We start from the raw sequence: 21,467 nt of genomic DNA on the forward strand, positions 1-21,467 counted from the left end.
GCGGGGTGGCTTGAACAGAAGGCCTCCCCGGTTAGCTAAACCAAAAAACTAAATCATGAGTGCAGAAATCACCTCACCAGCTCCCCTCCAGTTATCGGAACCCGCCACCATGAGTGCCTCCGTTGCTGCCATGCAGTCCGTGGTGCGCAAGCAGCGCATCCAGGATTGGTTCTTCCACAAGATCACGATGGTCTTTGCGCTGACCGTACTGTTTGTACTGGTCGGCATTATCATTTCCCTGATCAATGGCGCCTTGCCTGCCCTGAAAGAATTCGGGCCTGGCTTCATCACCACCGTTGAATGGGACCCGGTCAACGACCAGTTCGGCGCCGCGATTGCCATCGTCGGCACCCTGGCCAGCGCCGGTATCGCCTTGCTGATCGCCTTCCCGGTCAGCTTCGGCATCGCGCTGTTCCTGACCGAGGTATGCCCGGTCTGGCTGCGCCGCCCGCTGGGCACCGCCATCGAGCTGCTGGCTGGCGTGCCATCGATTATCTACGGCATGTGGGGCCTGTTCGTGTTCGCCCCGATGTTCAGCGAATACGTGCAGCCGCTGCTGAAGTCCACCCTCGGCGCCTTGCCTTTTATCGGTGCGCTGTTCAAAGGCCCGACCATGGGCATCGGCATCCTGACCGCAGGCCTGATCCTGGCCGTGATGATCATTCCGTTCATCGCTTCCGTGATGCGCGATGTCTTCGAGATCGTGCCTGCCGTGCTGAAGGAATCGGCTTACGGCCTGGGTTGCACCCGTTGGGAAGTGGTGCGCAAGGTTGTGCTGCCGTACACCAAGACTGGCGTAGTGGGCGGCGTCATGCTGGGCCTGGGCCGCGCCCTGGGCGAAACCATGGCGGTCACCTTCGTGATCGGTAACGCGGCCAAGCTGCCTACCTCCCTGTTCTCGCCGGGCAGCTCGATCGCTTCGACGCTGGCCAATGAATTCGCCGAAGCGTCCAGCAAGCTGCACGTGTCCTCGCTGTTCGCGCTGGGCCTGCTGCTGTTCATCATTACCTTTATTGTCCTGTCCGGCGCCAAGCTGATGCTGATGGGCCTGTCGCGCAAGGAGGGCGTCAAATGATCCAGACCAAGAATCCTGTCTACCGCAAGCGCCTGTTCTTCCATCGCGTCGGCATGGCGCTGTCGGTCGGCGCCATGTCGGTCGGCCTGGTCGCACTGCTGTGGATCCTGGCGACGCTGCTGATCAACGGCTTCTCCGCCCTGAACGTGCTGATCTTCACCGGCGACACGCCTGCTCCAGGCAGTGATGGCGGGGGCCTGCGCAATGCCATCGTCGGCTCGCTGATGATGGTGGGCCTGTCGACGGCCGTGTCGACCCCGATCGGCATCCTGGCCGGCATCTACCTGGCTGAATACGGCGAAGAGAACAAGGTGGCGCAGCTGACCCGCTTCGTGACCGACATCATGTTGTCGGCGCCGTCGATCGTGATCGGGCTGTTCGTGTATGCGCTGTACGTGGCGAACGTGCAGCACTTCTCGGGCTACGCCGGCTCCATCGCGCTGTCGCTGATCGCGATCCCGGTGGTGGTGCGCACGACCGACAATATGTTGAAACTGGTGCCGAACTCGCTGCTGGAAGCGGCCTACGCCCTTGGCGCACCGCGCTGGAAAGTGTCCGTGATGGTGCGCCTGCGCGCCGTCAAGGCCGGCGTGATGACCGGCGTGCTGCTGGCCGTGGCCCGTGTCGCCGGCGAAACCGCGCCGCTGCTGTTCACCGCCTTGAACAACCAGTTCTTCAGCGCCGACATGAACCAGCCGCTGGCGAACCTGCCGGTCGTGATCTACCAGTTCGCCATGAGCCCATACGACAACTGGCGCGAGCTGGCCTGGGGCGGCGCGCTGATCGTGACCTTCAGCGTCTTGGCACTGAACATCCTGTCGCGCACCGTGTTTGCGCAAAAAGCACCAAAATAACGAGTACAGATCATGACCCAAGCTAGCAAAATCATTGAAATCTCCGGCCTGAACTTCTACTACGGTAAGACGCGCAGCCTGCACAACGTCAACCTCGACATCCACGAGAAGAAGGTGACCGCCTTCATCGGCCCGTCCGGCTGCGGCAAATCGACCCTGCTGCGCACCCTGAACCGCATGTACGACCTGTACCCGGGCCAGCGCGCCGAAGGCGCCATCCGCTACCGCGGCCACAACATCCTGGAAGCGGGCCTGGACGTGAACATGCTGCGCGCCAAAGTGGGCATGGTGTTCCAGAAGCCGACCCCGTTCCCGATGTCGATCTACGACAATATCGCTTTCGGCGTGCGCCTGTACGAAGACCTGTCGAAAGGCGAGATGGACGAGCGCGTCGAATGGGCGCTGAAAAAAGCCGCCCTGTGGGGCGAAGTGAAGGACAAGCTGGCCAAGAGCGGCCTGTCGCTGTCCGGCGGCCAGCAGCAGCGCCTGTGCATCGCGCGCGGCGTGGCGGTGAAGCCTGACGTCCTGCTGCTGGACGAACCGACTTCCGCGCTGGACCCGATTTCCACCTCCAAGATCGAAGAACTGATCTCCGAGCTGAAAGAGGACTACACGATCGCCATCGTGACCCACAATATGCAGCAGGCGGCGCGCTGCTCCGACTACACCGCCTATATGTACCTGGGCGAGCTGGTGGAATTCGGCGAAACCGACCAGATTTTCATGAATCCTGTGCGCAAAGAGACCCAGGACTACATCACCGGCCGCTTTGGCTAACCAGAAGAAGAGAGAGAAGAGATTATGATGGGCGAACATTCCTCCAAAGCTTACGACACCGAACTCGAAGGCATCCGCTCCAAAGTGCTGCTGATGGGCGGCATGGTCGAGACCATGTTCTTGGACGCGATGACCTGCTTCCGCATCGGCAACCTGGAGCGCGCCGAACGCGTGGTGGCCGAAGACGCCAACGTCAACCAGCTGGAAGTGCAGCTGGACGACCAGTGCAGCCACCTGATCGTCAAACGCCAGCCGACCGCCAATGACCTGCGCACCGTGATGGCCACCCTGAAGGTGATCACCGACCTGGAACGCATCGGCGACGAAGCAGCCAAGATCGCGCGCATCGCCAAAGCCCTGCACGGGCGCGGCGCCGTGACCCTGAACCACTATGAAATGGTGCGTACCATCGCCACCGCCACCAGCGACCTGCTGCACGATGCGCTGGACGCCTTTGCGCGCAGCGACGAAAAGGCCGCGCTGGACCTGATCGCCCAGGATGCCGTGATCGACCACGAATACCGCTCCATCATGCGCAACCTGATCACCTTCATGATGGAAGATCCGCGTACAATCTCGGCAGCGCTGGACACGATGTGGGTGGCCAAGGCCATCGAGCGCATCGGCGACCACGCCAAGAATATCGCCGAATACGTGATCTACGTGGTGGAAGGCAGGGATATCCGCCATTCCCACGGAGCGACCCAAGAAGCAAGCAAATAAATGGCATCCGACAAAACGACTGTACTGATTGTTGAAGATGAACCGGCGATCGTGGAGCTGGTGAGGTTCTCGCTGCGCGAAGCTGGCTGGAACTGCGTGGTGGCACAATCCACGCAGGAAGCCTGGGAAGTCATGCAGACCCGCACGCCGCAACTGGTGTTGCTGGACTGGATGCTGCCGGACCAGAGCGGCCTGCGCCTGCTGGCCCGCATCCGCGGCGACCGCCACTTCGCCGCCGTTCCTGTGATCATGCTGACGGCCAAGAGCATGGAAGAGGACAAGCTGGCAGGCCTGAATGGCGGCGCCGACGACTACATCACCAAGCCGTTTTCACCGCGCGAGCTGCTGGCCCGTGCCCGCGCACTGTTGCGGCGCAAGAGCCCCGAACTGGCCGAAACCCAGCTCAAGGCCGGTCCGGTGGTGCTCGATCCGGTCAGCTGCACCGTGTCGATGAACGACAACAAGATCGACATCGGGCACGCCGAATACAAGCTGCTCAAGTTCTTCATGGCCCACCCGGAGCGCGTGTTCTCACGCAGCCAGCTGCTGGACAAGGTGTGGGGCGACCATGTGGTGATCGAGGAGCGCACGGTGGACGTCCACGTGCTGCGACTGCGCAAGGCGCTGAAGGATGCCGAGCACCTGATCAAGACCGTGCGCAGCGTGGGATATATGCTGACCGAGAAGCCATGAATCCAAAAGTCGTGTTCTGGGTACCTGTCGCCATCCGGCTTGGCTTCCTGCTGGCAGGCGCGGGCCTGATGTGGTGGTGGTTTGGCCTGGCGGCCGGCATTGTCACCGCCTTTGCCGGCGTGCTGGCTGCCGTGTTCATTCAGCTCAAGTACCTCTATCAGCTGAGCGAATGGCTGGACAAGCCCGAGTCGGGCCGCCTGCCTGATGGCTGGGGCGAGTGGACCAATATTTTCTCGCGCCTGTACCGCCTGCGCCGCGACGACGAAAAGAACCAGGCCGAGTTGACCGAATGGCTGGCGCGCTTCCGCCAGGCCATGCACCTGCTGCCGGACGGCGTCGTGATCATGGACGACGTGCTGTTCCTCGAATGGTGCAATCCGGCGGCGGAAGAGCACCTGGGCCTGCAGCAAGCGCGCGACAAGGGCATGCGCGTGACCAACCTGGTGCGCAGCCCGGACTTCATGGATTACCTGATCCTGGGCCGCTACGACCAGCCGCTGACGCTGAACTTCCGCGGCCGCAAGCTGGTCGTGCACATCATCCCGTTTGAAAACCGGCGCCAGATCCTGGTCACGCACGACATCACCGAGACCCAGCGCGCGGAAATGATGCGCCGCGACTTCATCGCCAACGCCTCGCACGAGCTGCGCACCCCGCTGACCGTGATCGCCGGTTTCCTGGAAATCGCCGCTTCGATGGAGCTAGACGCGGAGACCCGCGCCGCCCACCTCAAGCTGATGACCGAGCAAAGCCACCGCATGCAGCACCTGATCGAGGACATGCTGACCTTGTCGCGCCTGGAATCGGTCGACCACCCGATGCGCCCGGAGCACGTCAACATCCCGGCCCTGCTGGAGCAGGTGCTGCACGAAGCGCGCGCGCTGTCCGGCGGCAAGCATGAAATTTCGCTGGAACTGCATGGCGGCGATGTCATGGGCAATATGGACGAATTGCACAGCGCCTTCGGCAACCTGGCCTCCAATGCCGTGCGCTACACGCCTGCGGGCGGCACCATCAAGCTGCGTTGGGAAGACACGCCGACCGGCGTGCAGTTCCAGGTGCAGGACACCGGCATCGGCATCAATCCGGAGCATATTTCCCGCCTGACCGAGCGCTTCTACCGCGTCGACAAGAGCCGCTCGCGAGAGACGCAGGGCACCGGCCTGGGCCTGGCCATCGTCAAGCACGTACTGCTGCGCCACAGCGGCAAGCTGAATATCAGCTCCGAGGCAGGGCAGGGCAGCACCTTCACGGTCAGCCTGCCAAAATCGCTGGTTTCCACTACCGTCGAACCGGCGCAAGCTGCCTGAGAAGAAAAATGGGGACGTACCCCATTTATTAGGTAAAATCTGCTCGCCTAAAAAAACGAGCAGATTAACCACTACATGCACTTGAAACGTTTCGCTTTTGCCATCCTGGCCGCCGCAGCGCTTGCCGGGTGCCAGACCAATCCCAATACCGTTACCACCGAACTCGATCCGCCGATCAAATCGACCGACGTGCCGCTGGTCTCCGTTGAACCGCCGGTGCAGCCCCCTGTGGTACCGCCGGTTGCGCCAGTGCAGCGCAAGGTGAAGATCGGCCTTGCCCTCGGTGGCGGCGCCGCCCGCGGTTTCGCCCACATCGGCGTGATCAAGGCGCTGGAAGCGCAGGGCATCGTGCCGGATATCGTGGTCGGCACCAGTGCCGGCTCCGTGGTCGGCGCCCTGTATGCGGCCGGCAACGATGCCAAGGCCCTGCAGAAGATGGCCGTCGACCTCGATGAATCGGCCATTTCTGACTGGGCGCTGCCCTTGTTCGGCAAGTCTTCCGGCGTGCTGAAGGGCGAGGCCCTGCAATCCTTCGTCAACAAGGCTGTCGGCAACCGCGTCATCGAGAAGCTGAAAATGCCGTTCGGCGCCGTGGCGTCGGACCTGAAGACCGGCCAGCCCATCCTGTTCCAGCGCGGGAATACCGGCATGGCGGTTCGCGCCAGCTCCGCTGTTCCTGGCGTATTCCAGCCGGTGAAGATCGGCGACCACACCTACGTCGATGGCGGCTTGGTGGCGCCGGTGCCGGTGCGCTTTGCGCGTGAAATGGGCGCGGAATTTATCATCGCGGTGAATATTTCGACCCAGGCCGAGGCGCAGGCCACCAATTCTTCGCTGGAGGTCATCATGCAGACCTTCTCCATCATGGGCCAGCGTATCAACCAGCTTGAACTGCGTGATGCCGACATCGTGATCCAGCCGCCGCTGGGCAAGATGGGTTCCGCGGAATTCACCAACCGCTCGGGCGCCATGCAGGCGGGCGAGCGTGCAACCCTGGCCGTCATGCCGCAACTGAAGCAAAAGCTGAAGGCGCGCCGCGAAACGCCGGCCCCATAATTATCAGGAAACGAGAGAATGATCACCAAGCCAGTGCTGTCCCTGGACGACATCAAGAAAATCGCCGCTGCCGCCGAGGCCGAAGCAAGCAAGAACAACTGGGCGGTCACCATCGCCATCGTCGACGACGGCGGCCACCTGCTGTGGCTCCAGCGCCTGGATGGCGCGGCGCCGCTGTCGTCGCACATCGCGCCTGCCAAGGCACGCCTGTCGGCCCTGGGCCGCCGCGAAACCAAGATCTATGAAGACATGATCAACGGCGGCCGAACTTCCTTCGTCGGCGTGCCGATGGTGGAAGCGCCGCTGGAAGGCGGCGTCAATATCGTGGTCGATGGCCACACCATCGGCGCGGTGGGCGTGTCGGGTGTGAAATCGAGCGAAGATGCACAAATCGCCAAGGCGGGTATTGCTGCACTGGCTTAAGTCTTGCAATTGAGGCAATGACTTCCTAGAATACAGGCAAGGGGGAGTTATGAGACTGCCGTTTGCCTTGCTGCTTTGTCCAATCATCCTGTCGGCGCCGCTGCGCGCTGAAGAGCTGCAGCTGTCCGTCATCTCGCGCAGCACCACGCATGCCGATTTGTGGAAGGCGGCGGAAGTCGCTTTCCAGCGCGCCGGCATCAATGCGGTGGTGCGCGAGGTGTCGCCCGAGCGCTCGGCGGTGCTGGCTAATGAAGGCACGACCGATGGCGACGTCGGACGTTCCTCCGGCCTCGAAAAAAACTACCCCAACCTGGTCCAGGTACCTGAGCCGATCTACCAATACGCGCCAACGGCGTTCTCTTATAAACGCTTCGACGTGACGGGCGGCTGGGAGTCCCTGCGCGCGCACACGGTCTGCATTCGCCGCGGCCTGCGCCAGACCGACCAGCGCACCAAGGACCTGGCGCGCCAGGTGCTTGCCGACGAGGCGACCATGCTGCGCATGCTGGCAGCCGGCGGTTGCGATGTCGCGGTCATGGAGCGCAATAATGCGCTGGCGCGCGCCGCCATGACGGCGGACCCGCCGCTCCAGCGCCTGCTGCCGCCGATGGAAATCATGCCCCTCTATATCTACCTGCACAAGAGCCATGCGGCGCTGGTGCCCAAGGTTGCCGCCGCCCTGAAGCAGATGCGGGCCGACGGCACCATGCATAAGCTGCTTGGCGAAGGGGAGTAGCGATGAAAGTCCTGGTCGCCTTGCTGTGCGCGCTGGCTTCAGCGCCCGTGCCAAGCCAGGACCTGCAGCTCTTCGTGATCCCCGATACGCCGGCCCATCTCGAGGCGTGGAAAACCGTTGAAGCCGCAGCCCACCGTGCCGGGCTGGGCGTCAAGGTGAGCGCCTTGTCCGCTGAACGCGGCATGGTGCTTGTCAATGAAGGCAAGCTGGATGGCGCGATCGGACGCACGATGCTGGCCGCCAGCAGCTATCCCCAGCTGGTGGCGGTTCCAGAGCCGATCTATATGTACGCGCCAACTGCCTATTCCTACAAGAAGATCGATGTGTCGCGCGGCTGGAAGTCGCTGCGCGGCCATACACTCTGCATGCGGCGGGGCTATAACTTCACGGAAGAGCGCACGGCCGGCATGCCGCGCCAGCGCCTGGACAACGATGCGTCCTTATTGCGCATGCTGAAGGCCGGCGGTTGCGATATCGCCATCATGGGCCGCAGCAACAAGGAGGTGCTGGCGATGCAGGGGCACGACCCGGACCTGCTGCAATTGCTGCCGCCACTGGAAGAAGTGCCGCTTTACCTGTTCCTGCACAAACGCCATGCGGCGCTGGTGCCGCGCCTGGCCGAGGGCCTCCGCCAAGGCCGGTGATGCTCCGGCAGGGGCTTGCCGTTGAAGGAACTTTGGGTTATAATTCAAAGGTTTAGCCAATTACCATTCGACCGTAGCGCCTACCTCACACATCCATCATCATCTGACCCGCGAGCCCGGCATTGCGCCCGTACACCCGTGGGTTGTCTGAGTGGCGTCGCTACGGTAACTTAATCAGGAGTTGCCCTTGCCGCCATTTTTTTCTGGCCCAGCCGTTCCAGCCATCCTGGCATTAGCCGACGGAACAATCTTTAAAGGTATTTCCATTGGCGCTGCCGGTCACACGACGGGCGAAGTCGTTTTCAATACCTCCATGACGGGTTATCAGGAAATCCTGACCGATCCATCGTATTCCCGCCAGATCGTCACCCTGACTTACCCCCACATCGGCAACTACGGTATCAATACCGAAGACGTCGAAGCTTCCAAAGTCCACGCCGCAGGCCTGATCATCCGCGACCTGCCGCTGATCCACTCGAATTTCCGCTCCAGCCAATCGCTGACCGACTACCTGAAGGCCGAGAACATCGTCGCCATCGCCGGTATCGACACCCGCAAGCTGACCCGCGTGCTGCGCGAGAAGGGCGCACAGGCCGGCGCCATCGTGACCGGCGTGCAGGGCAACGAGCCGTCCGTGCAGCAGGCACTGGAACTGGCGCGCAGCTTCCCTGGCCTGGCGGGCTTGGACCTGGCAAAAGTCGTGACCGTGCCGGAAGTGTACGAGTGGACCGAGACCGAATGGGAACTGGGCAAAGGCTATGGCAAGGTAGCTGACCCTAAATTCCACGTTGTCGCCTACGACTTCGGCGTCAAGCGCAACATCCTGCGCATGCTGGCTTCGCGCGGCTGCAAGGTGACCGTGGTGCCGGCGCAGACTTCCGCCGCCTACGTGCTGTCGCTGAACCCGGACGGCGTGTTCCTGTCCAATGGTCCTGGCGATCCAGAGCCATGCGATTACGCGATTGAAGCGACCAAAGTCTTCATGGAGAAGAAGATCCCGGTGTTCGGCATTTGCCTGGGCCACCAGATCATGGCGCTGGCGTCCGGCGCCAAGACCCTGAAGATGAAGTTCGGCCACCACGGCGCCAACCACCCGGTGCAGGACCTGGACAGCAAGAAGGTGATGATCACCTCGCAGAACCACGGTTTCGCCGTGGATGCGGACACGCTGCCGGCCAACTGCCGCGTGACCCACCTGTCGCTGTTCGACAATTCGCTGCAAGGCTTCGCCCGCACCGACGTGCCGGCATTCTGCTTCCAGGGCCACCCTGAAGCATCGCCTGGCCCGACCGACGTCGCCTACCTGTTTGACCGCTTCATCAACATGATGAATGCCGCGGAGAAGAAATAAATGCCAAAACGTTCTGACATTAAAAGCATCCTGATTATTGGCGCCGGCCCGATCATCATCGGCCAGGCCTGCGAATTCGACTACTCCGGCGCGCAAGCCTGCAAAGCACTGCGCGAAGAGGGCTACAAGGTCATCCTGGTGAACTCCAACCCGGCGACCATCATGACCGACCCGGAAATGGCCGACGTGACCTACATCGAGCCGATCACCTGGCAAGTCGTGGAGCGCATCATCGACAAGGAGCGTCCAGACGCGATCCTGCCGACCATGGGCGGACAGACTGCGCTGAACTGCGCGCTGGACCTGCACCGCAACGGCGTGCTGGACAAGTACAAGGTCGAACTGATCGGCGCCACCCCGGAAGCCATCGACAAGGCCGAAGACCGCGCCAAGTTCAAGGATGCGATGACCAAGATCGGCCTGGGTTCGGCACGTTCCGGCGTGGCGCACTCGATGGAAGAATCGTGGGCGGTGCAGAAGGAAGTCGGCTTCCCGACCATCATCCGTCCATCGTTCACCATGGGCGGTTCCGGCGGCGGCATCGCTTACAACGAAGAAGAATTCGAAGCGATCTGCAAACGCGGCCTGGAAGCATCGCCAACCAATGAGCTGCTGATCGAAGAATCGCTGCTGGGCTGGAAAGAGTACGAGATGGAAGTGGTGCGCGACAAGGCGGACAACTGCATCATCGTGTGCTCGATCGAAAACCTGGACCCGATGGGCGTGCACACCGGTGACTCGATCACCGTGGCTCCGGCACAGACCCTGACCGACAAGGAATACCAGATCATGCGCAATGCCTCGCTGGCAGTGCTGCGCGAGATCGGCGTGGATACCGGCGGCTCCAACGTGCAGTTCTCGATCAACCCGAAAGACGGCCGCATGATCGTCATCGAGATGAATCCGCGCGTGTCCCGTTCCTCGGCACTGGCATCGAAGGCCACCGGCTTCCCGATCGCCAAGGTGGCGGCGAAACTGGCCGTGGGCTTCACCCTGGATGAACTGCGCAACGAGATCACCGGCGGCGCGACCCCGGCTTCGTTCGAGCCTTCGATCGACTACGTCGTGACCAAGGTGCCGCGTTTCACCTTCGAGAAATTCCCGACCGCCGACCACCACCTGACCACCCAGATGAAGTCGGTGGGCGAAGTGATGGCGATTGGCCGCACCTTCCAGGAATCGTTCCAGAAAGCCCTGCGCGGCCTGGAAGTTGGCGTGGATGGCATGAACCAGAAGACCGTCGACCGCGAGAAGCTGGAAGAGGAGCTGGGCGAGCCAGGCCCGGACCGCATCTGGTACGTGGGCGACGCTTTCGCCCAGGGCTTCACCCTGGAAGAGGTGTACCAGCTGACCAAGATCGACATGTGGTTCCTGGTGCAGATCAAGGAAATCATCGACCTGGAACTGTGGCTCGACACCCAGAAGCTGGAAAACCTGGACAAGAACACCCTGTACAAGCTGAAACAGAAGGGCTTCTCGGACCGCCGCCTGGGCTACCTGCTGCAATGCGGCGACACCGCCGTGCGCAACAAGCGCCGCGAACTGGGCATCCGTCCGGTGTACAAGCGCGTCGACACCTGCGCCGCCGAGTTCTCGACCGACACCGCCTACATGTACTCGACCTACGATGAAGAGTGCGAGTCCAACCCGACCGACAAGAAAAAAATCATGGTGCTGGGCGGTGGCCCGAACCGTATCGGCCAGGGTATCGAATTCGACTACTGCTGCGTGCACGCCGCACTGGCGATGCGCGAAGACGGCTACGAGACCATCATGGTCAACTGCAACCCGGAAACCGTGTCGACCGACTATGACACCTCCGACCGCCTGTACTTCGAATCGCTGACCCTGGAAGACGTGCTGGAAATCGTCGACCTGGAAAAACCAGTGGGCGTGATCGTGCAGTATGGCGGCCAGACCCCGCTGAAGCTGGCGCTGGACCTGGAAGCCAACGGCGTGCCGATCATCGGCACCTCGCCGGACATGATCGACGCCGCGGAAGACCGCGAGCGCTTCCAGAAGCTGCTGCAGGACCTGGGCCTGCGCCAGCCGCCTAACCGCACCGCGCGCACCGAAGAAGAAGCGCTGGCGCTGGCACAGGAAATCGGCTACCCGCTGGTGGTGCGTCCTTCCTACGTGCTGGGCGGCCGTGCGATGGAAATCGTGCACGAGCAGCGCGACCTGGAGCGCTACATGCGCGAAGCGGTCAAGGTGTCGAACGACTCGCCAGTGCTGCTGGACCGCTTCCTGAACGACGCCATCGAGTGCGACGTGGACTGCATCTCCGACGGCGACACCACCTTCATCGGCGGCGTGATGGAGCACATCGAACAGGCCGGCGTGCACTCGGGCGACTCCGCCTGCTCGCTGCCGCCGTACTCGCTGTCGCAGGAAACCATCGATGAACTGAAGCGCCAGACCTCGCTGATGGCCAAGGGCCTGAACGTGGTTGGCCTGATGAACGTGCAGTTCGCGATCCAGAAGCAGGATGGCAAGGACGTCGTCTTCGTGCTGGAAGTGAACCCGCGCGCCTCGCGTACCGTGCCTTACGTTTCCAAGGCGACCGGCCTGCAGCTGGCCAAGATCGCCGCACGCTGCATGGTCGGCCAGAAGCTGGCAGAGCAGGGCATCACGAAAGAAGTCGTGCCGCCTTACTTCAGCGTCAAGGAAGCCGTGTTCCCGTTCGTGAAATTCCCTGGCGTGGACACCATCCTCGGGCCGGAGATGAAATCGACCGGTGAAGTGATGGGCGTTGGCACCACCTTCGCGGAAGCCTTCGTGAAGTCGCAGCTGGGCGCCGGTGTCAAGCTGCCGACCTCGGGCAAGGTATTCCTGTCGGTGAAAGCGTCGGACAAGCCGCGCGCCGTGAAAGTGGCGAAGGACCTGGTCGATGCAGGCTTCACCCTGTGCGCCACCAAGGGCACCGCCGCCGTGATCGAGGCAGCCGGCATTCCTGTCACCCCGGTGAACAAGAAGTCCGAAGGCCGTCCGCACGTGGTCGACATGATCAAGAACCACGAAATCGTCCTGGTGATCAACACCGTGGAAGAGAAGCGTACCGCGATCAACGACTCGCGCAGCATCCGTACTTCCTCGCTGGCGGCCCGCGTGACCACCTACACCACCATCGCCGGTGCTGAGGCCGCCGTGGCCGGTATCCGCCACCTGGACGAATTGCGTGTGTACGATTTACAAGGCCTGCATAAGTCTTTAAACTAAGACCCGGTAAAGTAGTACGCTTGACAATATAACCACAGAGCCCGCGCTGAAGCATGGCGCGGGCTCTGTGCTTTTTAGCAATTTGACTAGAGACAGATATGAATTCCGTTCCACTCACTAAATACGGCGCCGAACTCCTGAAAGAAGAGCTGCACCAGCTCAAGACCAAGGAACGCCGCATTGTCATCGATGCCATCGCCGAAGCGCGTTCGCACGGCGACCTGTCCGAAAACGCCGAATACGATGCCGCCAAGGAGCGCCAGGCCTTCGTCGAAGGCCGTATCGCGGAACTGGAAGGCAAGCTGAGCTCGGCCCAGATCATCGACCCATCCACCCTGGACGCGGAAGGCCGCGTGGTGTTCGCCTCCACCGTGGACCTGGAAGACCTGGAATCAGGCCAGAAGGTGAGCTACCAGATCGTCGGCACCGATGAAGCCGACCTGAAGATGAGCAAGGTGTCGGTGACTTCGCCGATCGCCCGCGCCCTGATCGGCAAATACGCCGGCGACGTGGTGGAAGTGCAGGCCCCGTCCGGCCCGCGCGAATACGAGATCATCGACGTACGCTACGTTTGATGCTGCTGGCGAAAGTACGCCTGCTGGTGGCCGCCCTGTGGGCTGGCAGCCTGTGGGCGGTCGGCTACCTGGTGGCGCCGGCCCTGTTCGCATCGCTGGACCGCGTACTGGCCGGATCGATTGCCGGCCTGATGTTCCATGCCCAGGCCATGCTATCGCTGGGTTGCGGCGCCGCCATGGGCGTGCTGCTGTTCTTTGGCACCCGCGACTGGACGCCAAAGCGCCGCCGCTCGGTGCTGCTGATCGTGGTGGCGATGGTGATGTGTACGGTGGTTTCGCACTTTGGCCTGCAGCCGATGATGGCTGCGGCGAAGGCTTCGGGCGACGGCAGCTTCGGCAAGCTGCATGGGATTTCGAGCAGTATCTACCTGGCGCAGAGCCTGCTGGCTGGCTGGCTGGTCTGGAAGCAGTAAAACCGGCAAGTCAATGTCTGACCCGCAGGGTCAGACACTTGGCCAGCGATCGTCGCGTGTCGGGTGTCTGACCCGGCGGGTCAGACACCGGACTACCGGTTTTAGGCAGCCGACTTCTTGGTGCCAACCTTCTTCTTGACGCGCTTGATAGTACCGCCGGCGGTAACGCGTTCGTTCCCCTTCAGCAGGACCTTGCTCACGGAAGGCTTCTTGGTGCCCGAAGCGCTAGGCTTGACGATGGTCACCATGCGCATGCCTTTGCCAGCCTTGCCGGTCGAAGCTTTCTCGGCTTCCACGCGCGGGCGATACAACACCAGCAGCTTGCCGATGTGCTGCACCGGCGCCGCGCCAGTTTTCTCGCAAATGGTTTCATACATTTCGATGCGGGCTTCGCGGTCATCGCCGAAAACGCGCACCTTGATCAAGCCGTGGGAATCCAGGCCCAGCTCGATCTCCTTCATCACGGAAGGGGTCAGGCCGGATTCGCCAACGAGGACGATAGGCTTCAGGCCATGGGCTTCGGCGCGCAGGACGCTGCGTTCGGCAGGAGTAAGGTTCAGCATAGTTATTTTTGGATAGGTTCTCTTAAAGGCAGTATTCTACGCTAATGGCTAAGAACAAAATAAACAAAAACTGGTTGCACGACCATATTAACGATCCGTACGTGAAAGCCGCCCAGAAGGACGGATACCGTGCCCGGGCAGCCTATAAGCTGAAAGAGATCGACGAAGATGCCAAGTTGATCAAGCCCGGCCAGGTGATCGTGGACCTGGGCTGCACGCCCGGCTCCTGGGGCCAGTACACCCGCCGCAAGCTGGCGGGCAAGGAGGGCGGGGGCATCAATGGCACCATGATCGGCCTGGATATCCTGCCGATGGAGCCGATTGCCGACATGCACTTCATCCAGGGCGACTTCCGCGAGCAGGCAATCCTCGACCAGCTGGCCGAAGTGCTGCAAGGCCGCAAGGCGGACCTTGTGCTATCCGATATGGCGCCCAATTTATCCGGTATTGCGGTAGCCGATGCTGCCCGTATGGAAGACCTTATCGATATCGCCATCGATTTCAGCCAGCATCATATGAAACCGGGTGGCGCTTTATTGGTGAAATGCTTCAAGGACCTGGGATTCAGCCAGATCGTCGAGAAATTCCGGCGCGAATTCAAGACCGTGGTGCAGAAAAAGCCGAAAGCCAGCCGCGATAAATCGTCGGAAATCTTCTTGCTGGGCCGCGGGCTGAAAAATCCGGTGGAATAATGCCATTTTCGCTCTTGATTTAGCTGGAAAAACCCACATATCCGGCGCAGGAGTGTGCACCATAGGGCCGGTTTGTAGCACGGCCCGGGTTTAACGAGTAAAATCGAATTTCTGCTACAGGTAACTGGTGCGCTTTCGCATCCAAGGAGTTTTCGTGAATAACATGTTTTCCAAATCGGCTATCTGGGTCGTTGTAGCCTTGCTGTTATTTATGCTGTTTAAGCAATTTGACAGCCACAGCATCGCCGGCGGCGCAAAGCCTATCGCTTATTCCGATCTGCTGGATGAGGTCAAAGCGAAGCGCGTGAAAGATGTCCTGATTGAAGGGCAGACCATTACTGCCACCCGTGTTGACGATTCCAAAGTCCGCACCACCTCCACCTTCCTCGACCGCGGCCTGATCGGCGACCTGCGCGACAATGGCGTGCGCTTCGACGTGAAGCCGCCGGAAGAGCCAGGCATCCTGCAACAGGTCTTCGTGTCCTGGTTCCCGATGCTGCTGCTGATCGGCGTGTGGGTATTCTTCATGCGCCAGATGCAGGGCGGCGGCAAGGGCGGCGCGTTCTCCTTCGGCAAGTCGAAGGCGCGCATGCTGGACGAAACGAATAACACCGTGACCTTCGCCGACGTGGCAGGTTGCGATGAAGCCAAAGAGGAAGTGACTGAGATCGTCGACTTCCTGAAAGACCCGACCAAGTTCCAGAAACTGGGCGGCCGCATTCCACGCGGCGTGCTGATGGTTGGTCCTCCAGGTACCGGTAAGACCCTGCTGGCGCGCGCCATTGCTGGCGAAGCCAAGGTGCCGTTCTTCTCGATTTCCGGTTCGGACTTCGTTGAAATGTTCGTCGGCGTGGGTGCATCCCGTGTCCGCGACATGTTCGAGAACGCCAAGAAGCATTCGCCTTGCATCATCTTCATCGACGAGATCGACGCTGTGGGCCGCCATCGTGGCGCCGGCATGGGCGGCGGCAACGACGAGCGCGAACAGACCCTGAACCAGCTGCTGGTTGAGATGGACGGCTTTGAAGCATCGTCCGGCGTGATCGTGATTGCCGCAACCAACCGTGCCGACGTGCTGGACAAGGCGCTGCTGCGTCCGGGCCGTTTCGACCGCCAGGTTTCCGTTGGCCTGCCGGATATCCGTGGCCGCGAACAGATCCTGAACGTCCACATGCGCAAGGTGCCGATCAGCACCGACGTGAAAGCCGACATCCTGGCACGCGGCACCCCGGGCTTCTCCGGCGCCGACCTGGCCAACCTGGTTAACGAAGCCGCACTGTTTGCCGCGCGCCGCAACAAGCGCCTGGTCGACATGATCGACTTTGAAGATGCGAAGGACAAGATCTTCATGGGCCCGGAACGCAAGTCCATGGTAATCCGCGAAGAAGAGCGCCGCAACACCGCTTACCACGAGTCCGGCCACGCCGTGGTGGCCAAGCTGCTGCCGAAGGCTGACCCGGTCCACAAAGTAACCATCATGCCGCGCGGCTGGGCCCTGGGCCTGACCTGGCAGCTGCCTGAGCACGACAATATTTCGGGCTACAAGGACAAGATGCTGGAAGAGATTTCCATCCTGTTCGGCGGCCGTATCGCGGAAGAGATCTTCGTCGGCCAGATGTCGACCGGCGCCTCCAACGACTTTGCCCGCGCCACCAAGCTGGCCCGTGCCATGGTCACCAAGTACGGCATGTCCGATGCGCTGGGCGTGATGGTATATGAAGACAGCCAGAACGACGGCTGGCTGGGCGGCGCCAACAAGACCATCTCGGAAGCGACCCAGCAGAAAGTGGATGCGGAAATCCGCACCATCCTCGACACGCAATACGCCCTGGCGCGCAAGCTGCTGGAAGAGAACCGGGAAAAGGTCGAAGTGATGACCAAGGCCCTGCTGGAATGGGAAACCATTGATGCGGACCAGGTGAACGACATCATGGCTGGCCAGGAGCCGCGCCCGCCGAAGGCTGGCACCACCATCCGCAAACAGCCAGGCGCTGACGGCGGCTCGGGTTCCAACCCGAACCCGAACGCCACCGCCCCAGCTTAATCGCCTTTCAAAAAAGGGGACGTAACACATTTAAATGTGTTACGTCCCCTTTTTCCGCCACTATGCCTCAACACAAGTTCGGCCGATTCAACTTCCCGACCAGCCGCGCGCTGGTAATGGGCATCCTCAACGCTACTCCCGACTCCTTCAGCGACGGCGGCCAATTCGCCAGCCTGGACTATGCGATCACCCACGCCGAGCAAATGATCCGCGATGGCGTCGACATCATCGACATCGGTGGCGAAAGCAGCCGCCCCGGCGCACCAGCCGTTCCCCTGGATGAAGAACTGCGCCGTGTCATGCCCCTGATTTTTGCGCTGCGCGATTGCGGCAAGGCGATCAGTGTCGACACCTATAAACCGGAAGTCATGCGTGAAGCAGTACTGGCAGGGGTCGACATGATCAACGATATAAACGGTTTCCGCTCCCCAGGCGCAATCGAAGCCGTCAAGGATAGCGATTGTGCGTTGTGCATAATGCACATGATTGGTAATCCGACAACAATGCAATCCAACCCCGAGTACAATGATGTTGTGCGTGAAGTCACGGATTTCCTGGCTGAGCGCATTACTGCCCTGACCGGGGCAGGCATCGACAGGGAGCGCCTGTGGATCGACCCGGGCTTTGGGTTTGGCAAAACGGTAGAACATAATTACGCACTGCTGAAGGCCGGCAAACAGATGGTTGCCGAGCTCGGCGTACCGCTGCTGGCCGGCCTGTCGCGCAAATCGATGATCGGGGCGATCACGGGCAAGCCGGTCGAGCAGCGCCTGGCCGGCAGTATCGGCGGCGCGTTGGCAGCGGTCGCGCATGGCGCCCAGATCGTCAGGGTGCATGATGTAGCTGAGACCGTCGACGCACTTCGTGTGTGGCAGGCGGCGCATTAAGAAAAGGAAGAGAAGACAATATGGCACGCAAATATTTCGGTACTGATGGCGTACGCGGCCTCGTCGGCCAGGCGCCGATAACCCCCGATTTCGTCATGCGCCTGGGCTATGCCGCAGGCAAGGTGCTGGCCAAGACTGCCGCGACTGGCACGGCGCGCCCAGCCGTGCTGATCGGCAAGGACACCCGTATTTCCGGATACATGCTGGAAGCTGCGCTGGAAGCAGGCTTTTCGGCTGCGGGCGTGGACGTCAAGCTGGCCGGTCCAATGCCGACCCCGGCAATTGCCTATCTGACCCGCGCGCTGCGCCTGCAAGCCGGCGTGGTGATCTCTGCGTCGCACAACCCGTTCCAGGACAACGGCATCAAATTCTTCTCCGACCAGGGCACCAAGCTGCCCGACGCAGTCGAGCTCGACATCGAAGCGATGCTGGAGCAGCCGATGGAATGCGTGTCGCCGGAAAAGCTGGGTCGCGCCCGCCGCCTGGATGACGCTCAGGGCCGCTACATCGAATTCTGCAAGAGCACCTTCCCGTACGAGCTGGACCTGCGCGGCCTGAAGGTCGTGGTCGACTGCGCCCACGGCGCCGCCTACAACATCGCCCCGCACGTATTCCACGAACTGGGTGCGGAAGTTGTCGCCATCGGCAACAAGCCTGACGGCCTGAACATCAACGACGGTGTCGGCGCCACGGCCCCGAAAGCCATGGCTGCCGCCGTGCTCGAGCACAAAGCCGACCTCGGCATCGCGCTGGACGGCGATGCTGACCGCCTGATCATGTGCGACGCAAGCGGCCGCCTGTACAACGGCGATGAGCTGCTGTATGTCATGGTGATGGATCGCGTGGCCAATGGCGGCGTAGCTGGTGCCGTTGGCACCTTGATGACCAATATGGCCGTCGAGGTGGCGCTGAAACAGAAGGGCATCGGCTTCGCGCGCGCCAAGGTTGGCGACCGCTACGTGCTGGAAGTGATGCAGGAAAAGGGCTGGATCCTGGGCGGCGAGGGCAGTGGCCACCTGCTGGCGCTGGACAAGCACAGCACCGGCGACGGCATCATCTCCGCGCTGCAAGTGCTGTCCGCGCTCAAGCGCAATGGCAAGACCCTGGCCGAAATCGCCGGCGAAGTCACGCTGTTCCCGCAAACCCTGATCAACGTGCGCGTGCCGGCCGGTTTCGACTGGCAGAAGAACGCAGCGATGGTCGCGGAAAAAGAGAAGGTGGAAGCCGAGCTGGGCGACACCGGCCGCGTGCTGATCCGTGCTTCGGGTACCGAGCCGCTGATCCGTGTGATGGTCGAAGCGCGCGACGCCGACGAGGCCCGGAGCATGGCGCGCCGCATCGCGGACAAGGTTGAGACGGCCCTGGCAGCATAAAGTTGCCGCCGCGACATTGACGGATGATGCCTCGCCGGGGTATTATTCGTTTATCGGAGTGTAGCGCAGCCCGGTAGCGCACCTGCTTTGGGAGCAGGGGGTCCAAGGTTCGAATCCTTGTACTCCGACCAGGAAATTCTCGAGCGGGTTGTCTTCGGACAACCCGCTTTTCATTTGCGGCATGGCTTTTTTTGCTTCGCCCGCGACTCTGCCCTTAGCTCAGTTGGATAGAGCATCGGCCTTCTAAGCCGAGGGTCGCAGGTTCGATTCCTGCAGGGCAGGCCAATAAAATCAAACACTTACACGACTTTTGTGCCTCGCAAAATGCGGCGAAAATGCTTTGCGTAGGCACTGCGTAGGCAAATTCCGTAAATGATTCGCCAGGCTTTACTAAGCATGGCCGTAGGGCGTCGGCCGCAAATTCTGGAATGAGGGGCAAAAAAGAAGCGGTACCGAACTGCCAGCTCGATACCGCCTTGTTTCCAATGACGAGAGGACGGGGCGGGAACCTTGCTGCGACGCGTGGTGTTAGCAGCCAATGGTCAAGGCCTGCGCTACGGCCGCTACAGGCCATAAAAGCAGCTTGCCACGCTTGACTGGGCGAACGCCAAAGCACTCGCCGGTCAGGCAATGGTTTTTGTGGACAGTTGCCACCGCGCGGCACATAGCGTGTGCGAATTCTTCCGTTCTGATGTAGTCGCGCCCTTGGGCTAATTCCGCCAAGCCAGGCGGAATGGTTGCAGGCGGATGGAATACTTTGTCTGGCATAGAAGTCTGGTCAGCCAGCGGGTAACGATCGCCGCCTATCCTGTGGGCGGGTTACCGTCGCCGCGTCACGCAGGTGGAATGAAAGTGGAGCCGCAACTAGTCTTATGGCCATCATATGCCACGGGAGTCCCCTCGAATCGATTGCTCGGAAACGCTTTCTAGAATCACGCAGGCGCGATGGCCAAGCAATGTGCAACTGCACTGATCCCCAACGCGGGTCACGGCGAGGTCGTCGACTGTGAACAAAGTCGCGCTGACGCTGACGATTGCTGCTCCATGAGAAGTCGGATCATTGCGGGGAACGGCGTTTGGTTATTGGGGCCAAATCTAGTTTAAAGACTGATGGATAAACGCCATTTTTTGAGGGACATAGAACGCTTCATCTTGCCGTGCGCCAAACGCAGGTCGGCAGGCTCCTTTTGCACATCGAAATCGATCGAGATCGAAGGCGTCAACACCATTGCATTAAGTGAAGGGTTTCGCGAAGCACGCCGAACTCGGTGTTGAGATTTACAATATCTATGCCGACCACATTGACGCGCCGCGTGTTATTACGTCGGCGACGTCGAAGGCAATGGTCTGGCGTTGGGACACTGCCGACCCATTCGGAGCCAGCATGCCAAATGAAAATCCGAACGGGGCCGGGATCTTTACATACAATCCGCGAATGCCTGGCCAGTTGTATGACAAAGAAACCAACCTCTTCTACAACTACTTCCGGGATTATGACCCGGCACTGGGACGCTATGTGCAGAGCGATCCGATTGGCTTGCGAGGCGGGATCAACACCTATGGATATGTGGGAGGCGATCCGGTTTCATTCGTCGATCCCGAGGGATTAGAGAAGATAGGCGTTTTCGGTACCTCACCGCACCCACCATACACTGCACCTGACAACCCTGTTTTCCAACAACGAGTGTCTGAATATACGGATCGTCGGGGCACCTTCTTTATTTATGGACACGGCTATCCTGGCGGAATTTGGGACGGCGTCAATAACCAATACATCACGACGCCTGATCAACTTGCAAATTTATTGAAGAAGAATGGTTGGAAAGTAGGGCAACCCGTTGTCATTTACGCTTGTCGAACTGGTAAGAAGCAAGATGATGGAAAGCCAGGGATCGCGGAACAGTTTGCGAAGAAATACAAGACCCCGACTCGCGCACCAACTCGTCAAGTCTGGTACAACCAAAATCCTTCTGCAAATGGCCCGAGTTGGATTTATGGGAAGAATAAAGATGGCTCGATGAATACCAATGACCCCGGCGAAATGAAAGACTTTTGAAAT

At 60.8% G+C, this 21,467-nt stretch carries 21 protein-coding genes and 2 tRNA genes; 21 read left to right on the top strand and 2 right to left on the bottom strand.

The features are described 5' to 3' along the window. The first annotated feature begins 109 nt into the window (after window positions 1–109). The 14 genes from pstC (at window position 110) to ACN9MW_RS13300 (ending at window position 13,849) form a co-directional block, all read left to right on the top strand. Window positions 110–1,075 (top strand): phosphate ABC transporter permease subunit PstC, encoded by a 966-nt coding sequence (pstC, locus tag ACN9MW_RS13235; RefSeq protein WP_426171326.1) that lies wholly within the window; start codon window positions 110–112, stop codon window positions 1,073–1,075. Further along, window positions 1,072–1,929 (top strand): phosphate ABC transporter permease PstA, encoded by an 858-nt coding sequence (gene pstA / locus ACN9MW_RS13240; protein ID WP_426171327.1) that lies wholly within the window; start codon window positions 1,072–1,074, stop codon window positions 1,927–1,929. The genes pstC and pstA overlap by 4 nt, the downstream gene beginning before the upstream one ends. A 12-nt stretch (window positions 1,930–1,941) precedes the next feature. Beyond that, on the top strand, window positions 1,942–2,706 hold the full coding sequence (gene pstB, locus ACN9MW_RS13245) for a phosphate ABC transporter ATP-binding protein PstB (protein WP_426171328.1): 765 nt from the start codon (window positions 1,942–1,944) through the stop codon (window positions 2,704–2,706). 24 nt (window positions 2,707–2,730) lie between these two features. Beyond that, a complete protein-coding gene (gene phoU / locus ACN9MW_RS13250) occupies window positions 2,731–3,429 on the top strand; it encodes a phosphate signaling complex protein PhoU (RefSeq protein ID WP_426171329.1) in 699 nt (232 codons plus the stop codon). Continuing rightward, window positions 3,430–4,122: a phosphate regulon transcriptional regulator PhoB gene (gene phoB / locus ACN9MW_RS13255; RefSeq protein WP_057263163.1), complete on the top strand. Its 693-nt coding sequence runs from the start codon at window positions 3,430–3,432 to the stop codon at window positions 4,120–4,122. Beyond that, a complete protein-coding gene (gene phoR, locus ACN9MW_RS13260; protein ID WP_426171332.1) occupies window positions 4,119–5,432 on the top strand; it encodes a phosphate regulon sensor histidine kinase PhoR in 1,314 nt (437 codons plus the stop codon). Before phoB ends, phoR begins: the two co-directional genes overlap by 4 nt. Before the next feature lie 75 nt (window positions 5,433–5,507). Beyond that, a complete protein-coding gene (locus ACN9MW_RS13265) occupies window positions 5,508–6,488 on the top strand; it encodes a patatin-like phospholipase family protein (protein WP_426171333.1) in 981 nt (326 codons plus the stop codon). 18 nt (window positions 6,489–6,506) lie between these two features. Next, window positions 6,507–6,911 (top strand): heme-binding protein, encoded by a 405-nt coding sequence (locus ACN9MW_RS13270; RefSeq protein ID WP_426171335.1) that lies wholly within the window; start codon window positions 6,507–6,509, stop codon window positions 6,909–6,911. A 49-nt stretch (window positions 6,912–6,960) separates the two neighbouring features. After that, window positions 6,961–7,647, top strand: a complete 687-nt coding sequence (locus tag ACN9MW_RS13275) for a substrate-binding periplasmic protein (protein WP_426171337.1) — start codon at window positions 6,961–6,963, stop codon at window positions 7,645–7,647. A 2-nt stretch (window positions 7,648–7,649) separates the two neighbouring features. After that, window positions 7,650–8,291 (top strand): hypothetical protein, encoded by a 642-nt coding sequence (locus tag ACN9MW_RS13280; RefSeq protein ID WP_426171339.1) that lies wholly within the window; start codon window positions 7,650–7,652, stop codon window positions 8,289–8,291. 187 nt (window positions 8,292–8,478) lie between these two features. Next, window positions 8,479–9,642 carry a glutamine-hydrolyzing carbamoyl-phosphate synthase small subunit gene (gene carA, locus ACN9MW_RS13285; RefSeq protein WP_426171340.1) on the top strand — a complete coding sequence of 388 codons (1,164 nt, stop codon included), beginning with the start codon at window positions 8,479–8,481 and terminating at the stop codon, window positions 9,640–9,642. After that, window positions 9,643–12,861, top strand: a complete 3,219-nt coding sequence (gene carB, locus ACN9MW_RS13290) for a carbamoyl-phosphate synthase large subunit (RefSeq protein ID WP_426171342.1) — start codon at window positions 9,643–9,645, stop codon at window positions 12,859–12,861. A gap of 98 nt (window positions 12,862–12,959) precedes the next feature. Further along, the gene (gene greA, locus ACN9MW_RS13295) at window positions 12,960–13,436 is read left to right on the top strand and encodes a transcription elongation factor GreA (RefSeq protein WP_426171344.1); all 477 of its coding nucleotides are present in this window, start codon (window positions 12,960–12,962) and stop codon (window positions 13,434–13,436) included. Further along, window positions 13,436–13,849: a DUF4149 domain-containing protein gene (locus tag ACN9MW_RS13300; protein ID WP_426171345.1), complete on the top strand. Its 414-nt coding sequence runs from the start codon at window positions 13,436–13,438 to the stop codon at window positions 13,847–13,849. The genes greA and ACN9MW_RS13300 overlap by 1 nt, the downstream gene beginning before the upstream one ends. A gap of 101 nt (window positions 13,850–13,950) precedes the next feature. On the opposite strand, the gene yhbY is transcribed toward ACN9MW_RS13300, so the two are convergent. Further along, the gene (yhbY, locus tag ACN9MW_RS13305) at window positions 13,951–14,412 is read right to left on the bottom strand and encodes a ribosome assembly RNA-binding protein YhbY (protein ID WP_426171346.1); all 462 of its coding nucleotides are present in this window, start codon (window positions 14,410–14,412) and stop codon (window positions 13,951–13,953) included. A gap of 44 nt (window positions 14,413–14,456) precedes the next feature. Between yhbY and ACN9MW_RS13310 the strand changes: the two genes are divergently transcribed. The 6 genes from ACN9MW_RS13310 to ACN9MW_RS13335 all read left to right on the top strand — a co-directional run bounded on the left by ACN9MW_RS13310 (window position 14,457) and on the right by ACN9MW_RS13335 (window position 19,693). Next, entirely contained in the window at window positions 14,457–15,104 is a 648-nt protein-coding gene (locus ACN9MW_RS13310; RefSeq protein WP_130313709.1) for an RlmE family RNA methyltransferase, read from the top strand. 154 nt (window positions 15,105–15,258) lie between these two features. Continuing rightward, window positions 15,259–17,148 (top strand): ATP-dependent zinc metalloprotease FtsH, encoded by a 1,890-nt coding sequence (gene ftsH / locus ACN9MW_RS13315; protein ID WP_426171348.1) that lies wholly within the window; start codon window positions 15,259–15,261, stop codon window positions 17,146–17,148. A gap of 62 nt (window positions 17,149–17,210) precedes the next feature. Beyond that, window positions 17,211–18,035, top strand: coding sequence for a dihydropteroate synthase (folP, locus tag ACN9MW_RS13320; protein WP_426171350.1), 825 nt, complete (start codon window positions 17,211–17,213; stop codon window positions 18,033–18,035). Window positions 18,036–18,055: 20 nt separating this feature from the next. Continuing rightward, entirely contained in the window at window positions 18,056–19,408 is a 1,353-nt protein-coding gene (glmM, locus tag ACN9MW_RS13325) for a phosphoglucosamine mutase (protein WP_426171352.1), read from the top strand. Window positions 19,409–19,462: 54 nt separating this feature from the next. Further along, window positions 19,463–19,539: transfer RNA gene (locus tag ACN9MW_RS13330), tRNA-Pro, on the top strand. A gap of 77 nt (window positions 19,540–19,616) precedes the next feature. Further along, a tRNA-Arg gene (locus tag ACN9MW_RS13335) sits at window positions 19,617–19,693 on the top strand. 594 nt (window positions 19,694–20,287) lie between these two features. On the opposite strand, the gene ACN9MW_RS13340 is transcribed toward ACN9MW_RS13335, so the two are convergent. Next, window positions 20,288–20,422 (bottom strand): hypothetical protein, encoded by a 135-nt coding sequence (locus ACN9MW_RS13340; RefSeq protein WP_426171354.1) that lies wholly within the window; start codon window positions 20,420–20,422, stop codon window positions 20,288–20,290. A 223-nt stretch (window positions 20,423–20,645) separates the two neighbouring features. Between ACN9MW_RS13340 and ACN9MW_RS13345 the strand changes: the two genes are divergently transcribed. Beyond that, on the top strand, window positions 20,646–21,464 hold the full coding sequence (locus ACN9MW_RS13345) for an RHS repeat-associated core domain-containing protein (RefSeq protein ID WP_426171355.1): 819 nt from the start codon (window positions 20,646–20,648) through the stop codon (window positions 21,462–21,464). The last annotated feature ends 3 nt before the right edge of the window (window positions 21,465–21,467 follow it).

The sequence above is a fragment of the Pseudoduganella sp. R-34 genome (assembly GCF_049904655.1).
Taxonomy (GTDB): domain Bacteria; phylum Pseudomonadota; class Gammaproteobacteria; order Burkholderiales; family Burkholderiaceae_D; genus Rugamonas.

Excerpts from the sequence above, each read along its gene's own strand:
- pstC (WP_426171326.1), top strand. The coding sequence starts at position 110 with ATGAGTGCCTCCGTTGCTGCCATGCAGTCCGTGGTGCGCAAGCAGCGC.
- pstA (WP_426171327.1), top strand. The coding sequence starts at position 1,072 with ATGATCCAGACCAAGAATCCTGTCTACCGCAAGCGCCTGTTCTTCCAT.
- pstB (WP_426171328.1), top strand. The coding sequence starts at position 1,942 with ATGACCCAAGCTAGCAAAATCATTGAAATCTCCGGCCTGAACTTCTAC.
- phoU (WP_426171329.1), top strand. The coding sequence starts at position 2,731 with ATGATGGGCGAACATTCCTCCAAAGCTTACGACACCGAACTCGAAGGC.
- phoB (WP_057263163.1), top strand. The coding sequence starts at position 3,430 with ATGGCATCCGACAAAACGACTGTACTGATTGTTGAAGATGAACCGGCG.
- phoR (WP_426171332.1), top strand. The coding sequence starts at position 4,119 with ATGAATCCAAAAGTCGTGTTCTGGGTACCTGTCGCCATCCGGCTTGGC.
- ACN9MW_RS13265 (WP_426171333.1), top strand. The coding sequence starts at position 5,508 with ATGCACTTGAAACGTTTCGCTTTTGCCATCCTGGCCGCCGCAGCGCTT.
- ACN9MW_RS13270 (WP_426171335.1), top strand. The coding sequence starts at position 6,507 with ATGATCACCAAGCCAGTGCTGTCCCTGGACGACATCAAGAAAATCGCC.
- ACN9MW_RS13275 (WP_426171337.1), top strand. The coding sequence starts at position 6,961 with ATGAGACTGCCGTTTGCCTTGCTGCTTTGTCCAATCATCCTGTCGGCG.
- ACN9MW_RS13280 (WP_426171339.1), top strand. The coding sequence starts at position 7,650 with ATGAAAGTCCTGGTCGCCTTGCTGTGCGCGCTGGCTTCAGCGCCCGTG.
- carB (WP_426171342.1), top strand. The coding sequence starts at position 9,643 with ATGCCAAAACGTTCTGACATTAAAAGCATCCTGATTATTGGCGCCGGC.
- greA (WP_426171344.1), top strand. The coding sequence starts at position 12,960 with ATGAATTCCGTTCCACTCACTAAATACGGCGCCGAACTCCTGAAAGAA.
- ACN9MW_RS13300 (WP_426171345.1), top strand. The coding sequence starts at position 13,436 with ATGCTGCTGGCGAAAGTACGCCTGCTGGTGGCCGCCCTGTGGGCTGGC.
- yhbY (WP_426171346.1), bottom strand. The coding sequence starts at position 14,412 with ATGCTGAACCTTACTCCTGCCGAACGCAGCGTCCTGCGCGCCGAAGCC.
- ACN9MW_RS13310 (WP_130313709.1), top strand. The coding sequence starts at position 14,457 with ATGGCTAAGAACAAAATAAACAAAAACTGGTTGCACGACCATATTAAC.
- folP (WP_426171350.1), top strand. The coding sequence starts at position 17,211 with ATGCCTCAACACAAGTTCGGCCGATTCAACTTCCCGACCAGCCGCGCG.
- glmM (WP_426171352.1), top strand. The coding sequence starts at position 18,056 with ATGGCACGCAAATATTTCGGTACTGATGGCGTACGCGGCCTCGTCGGC.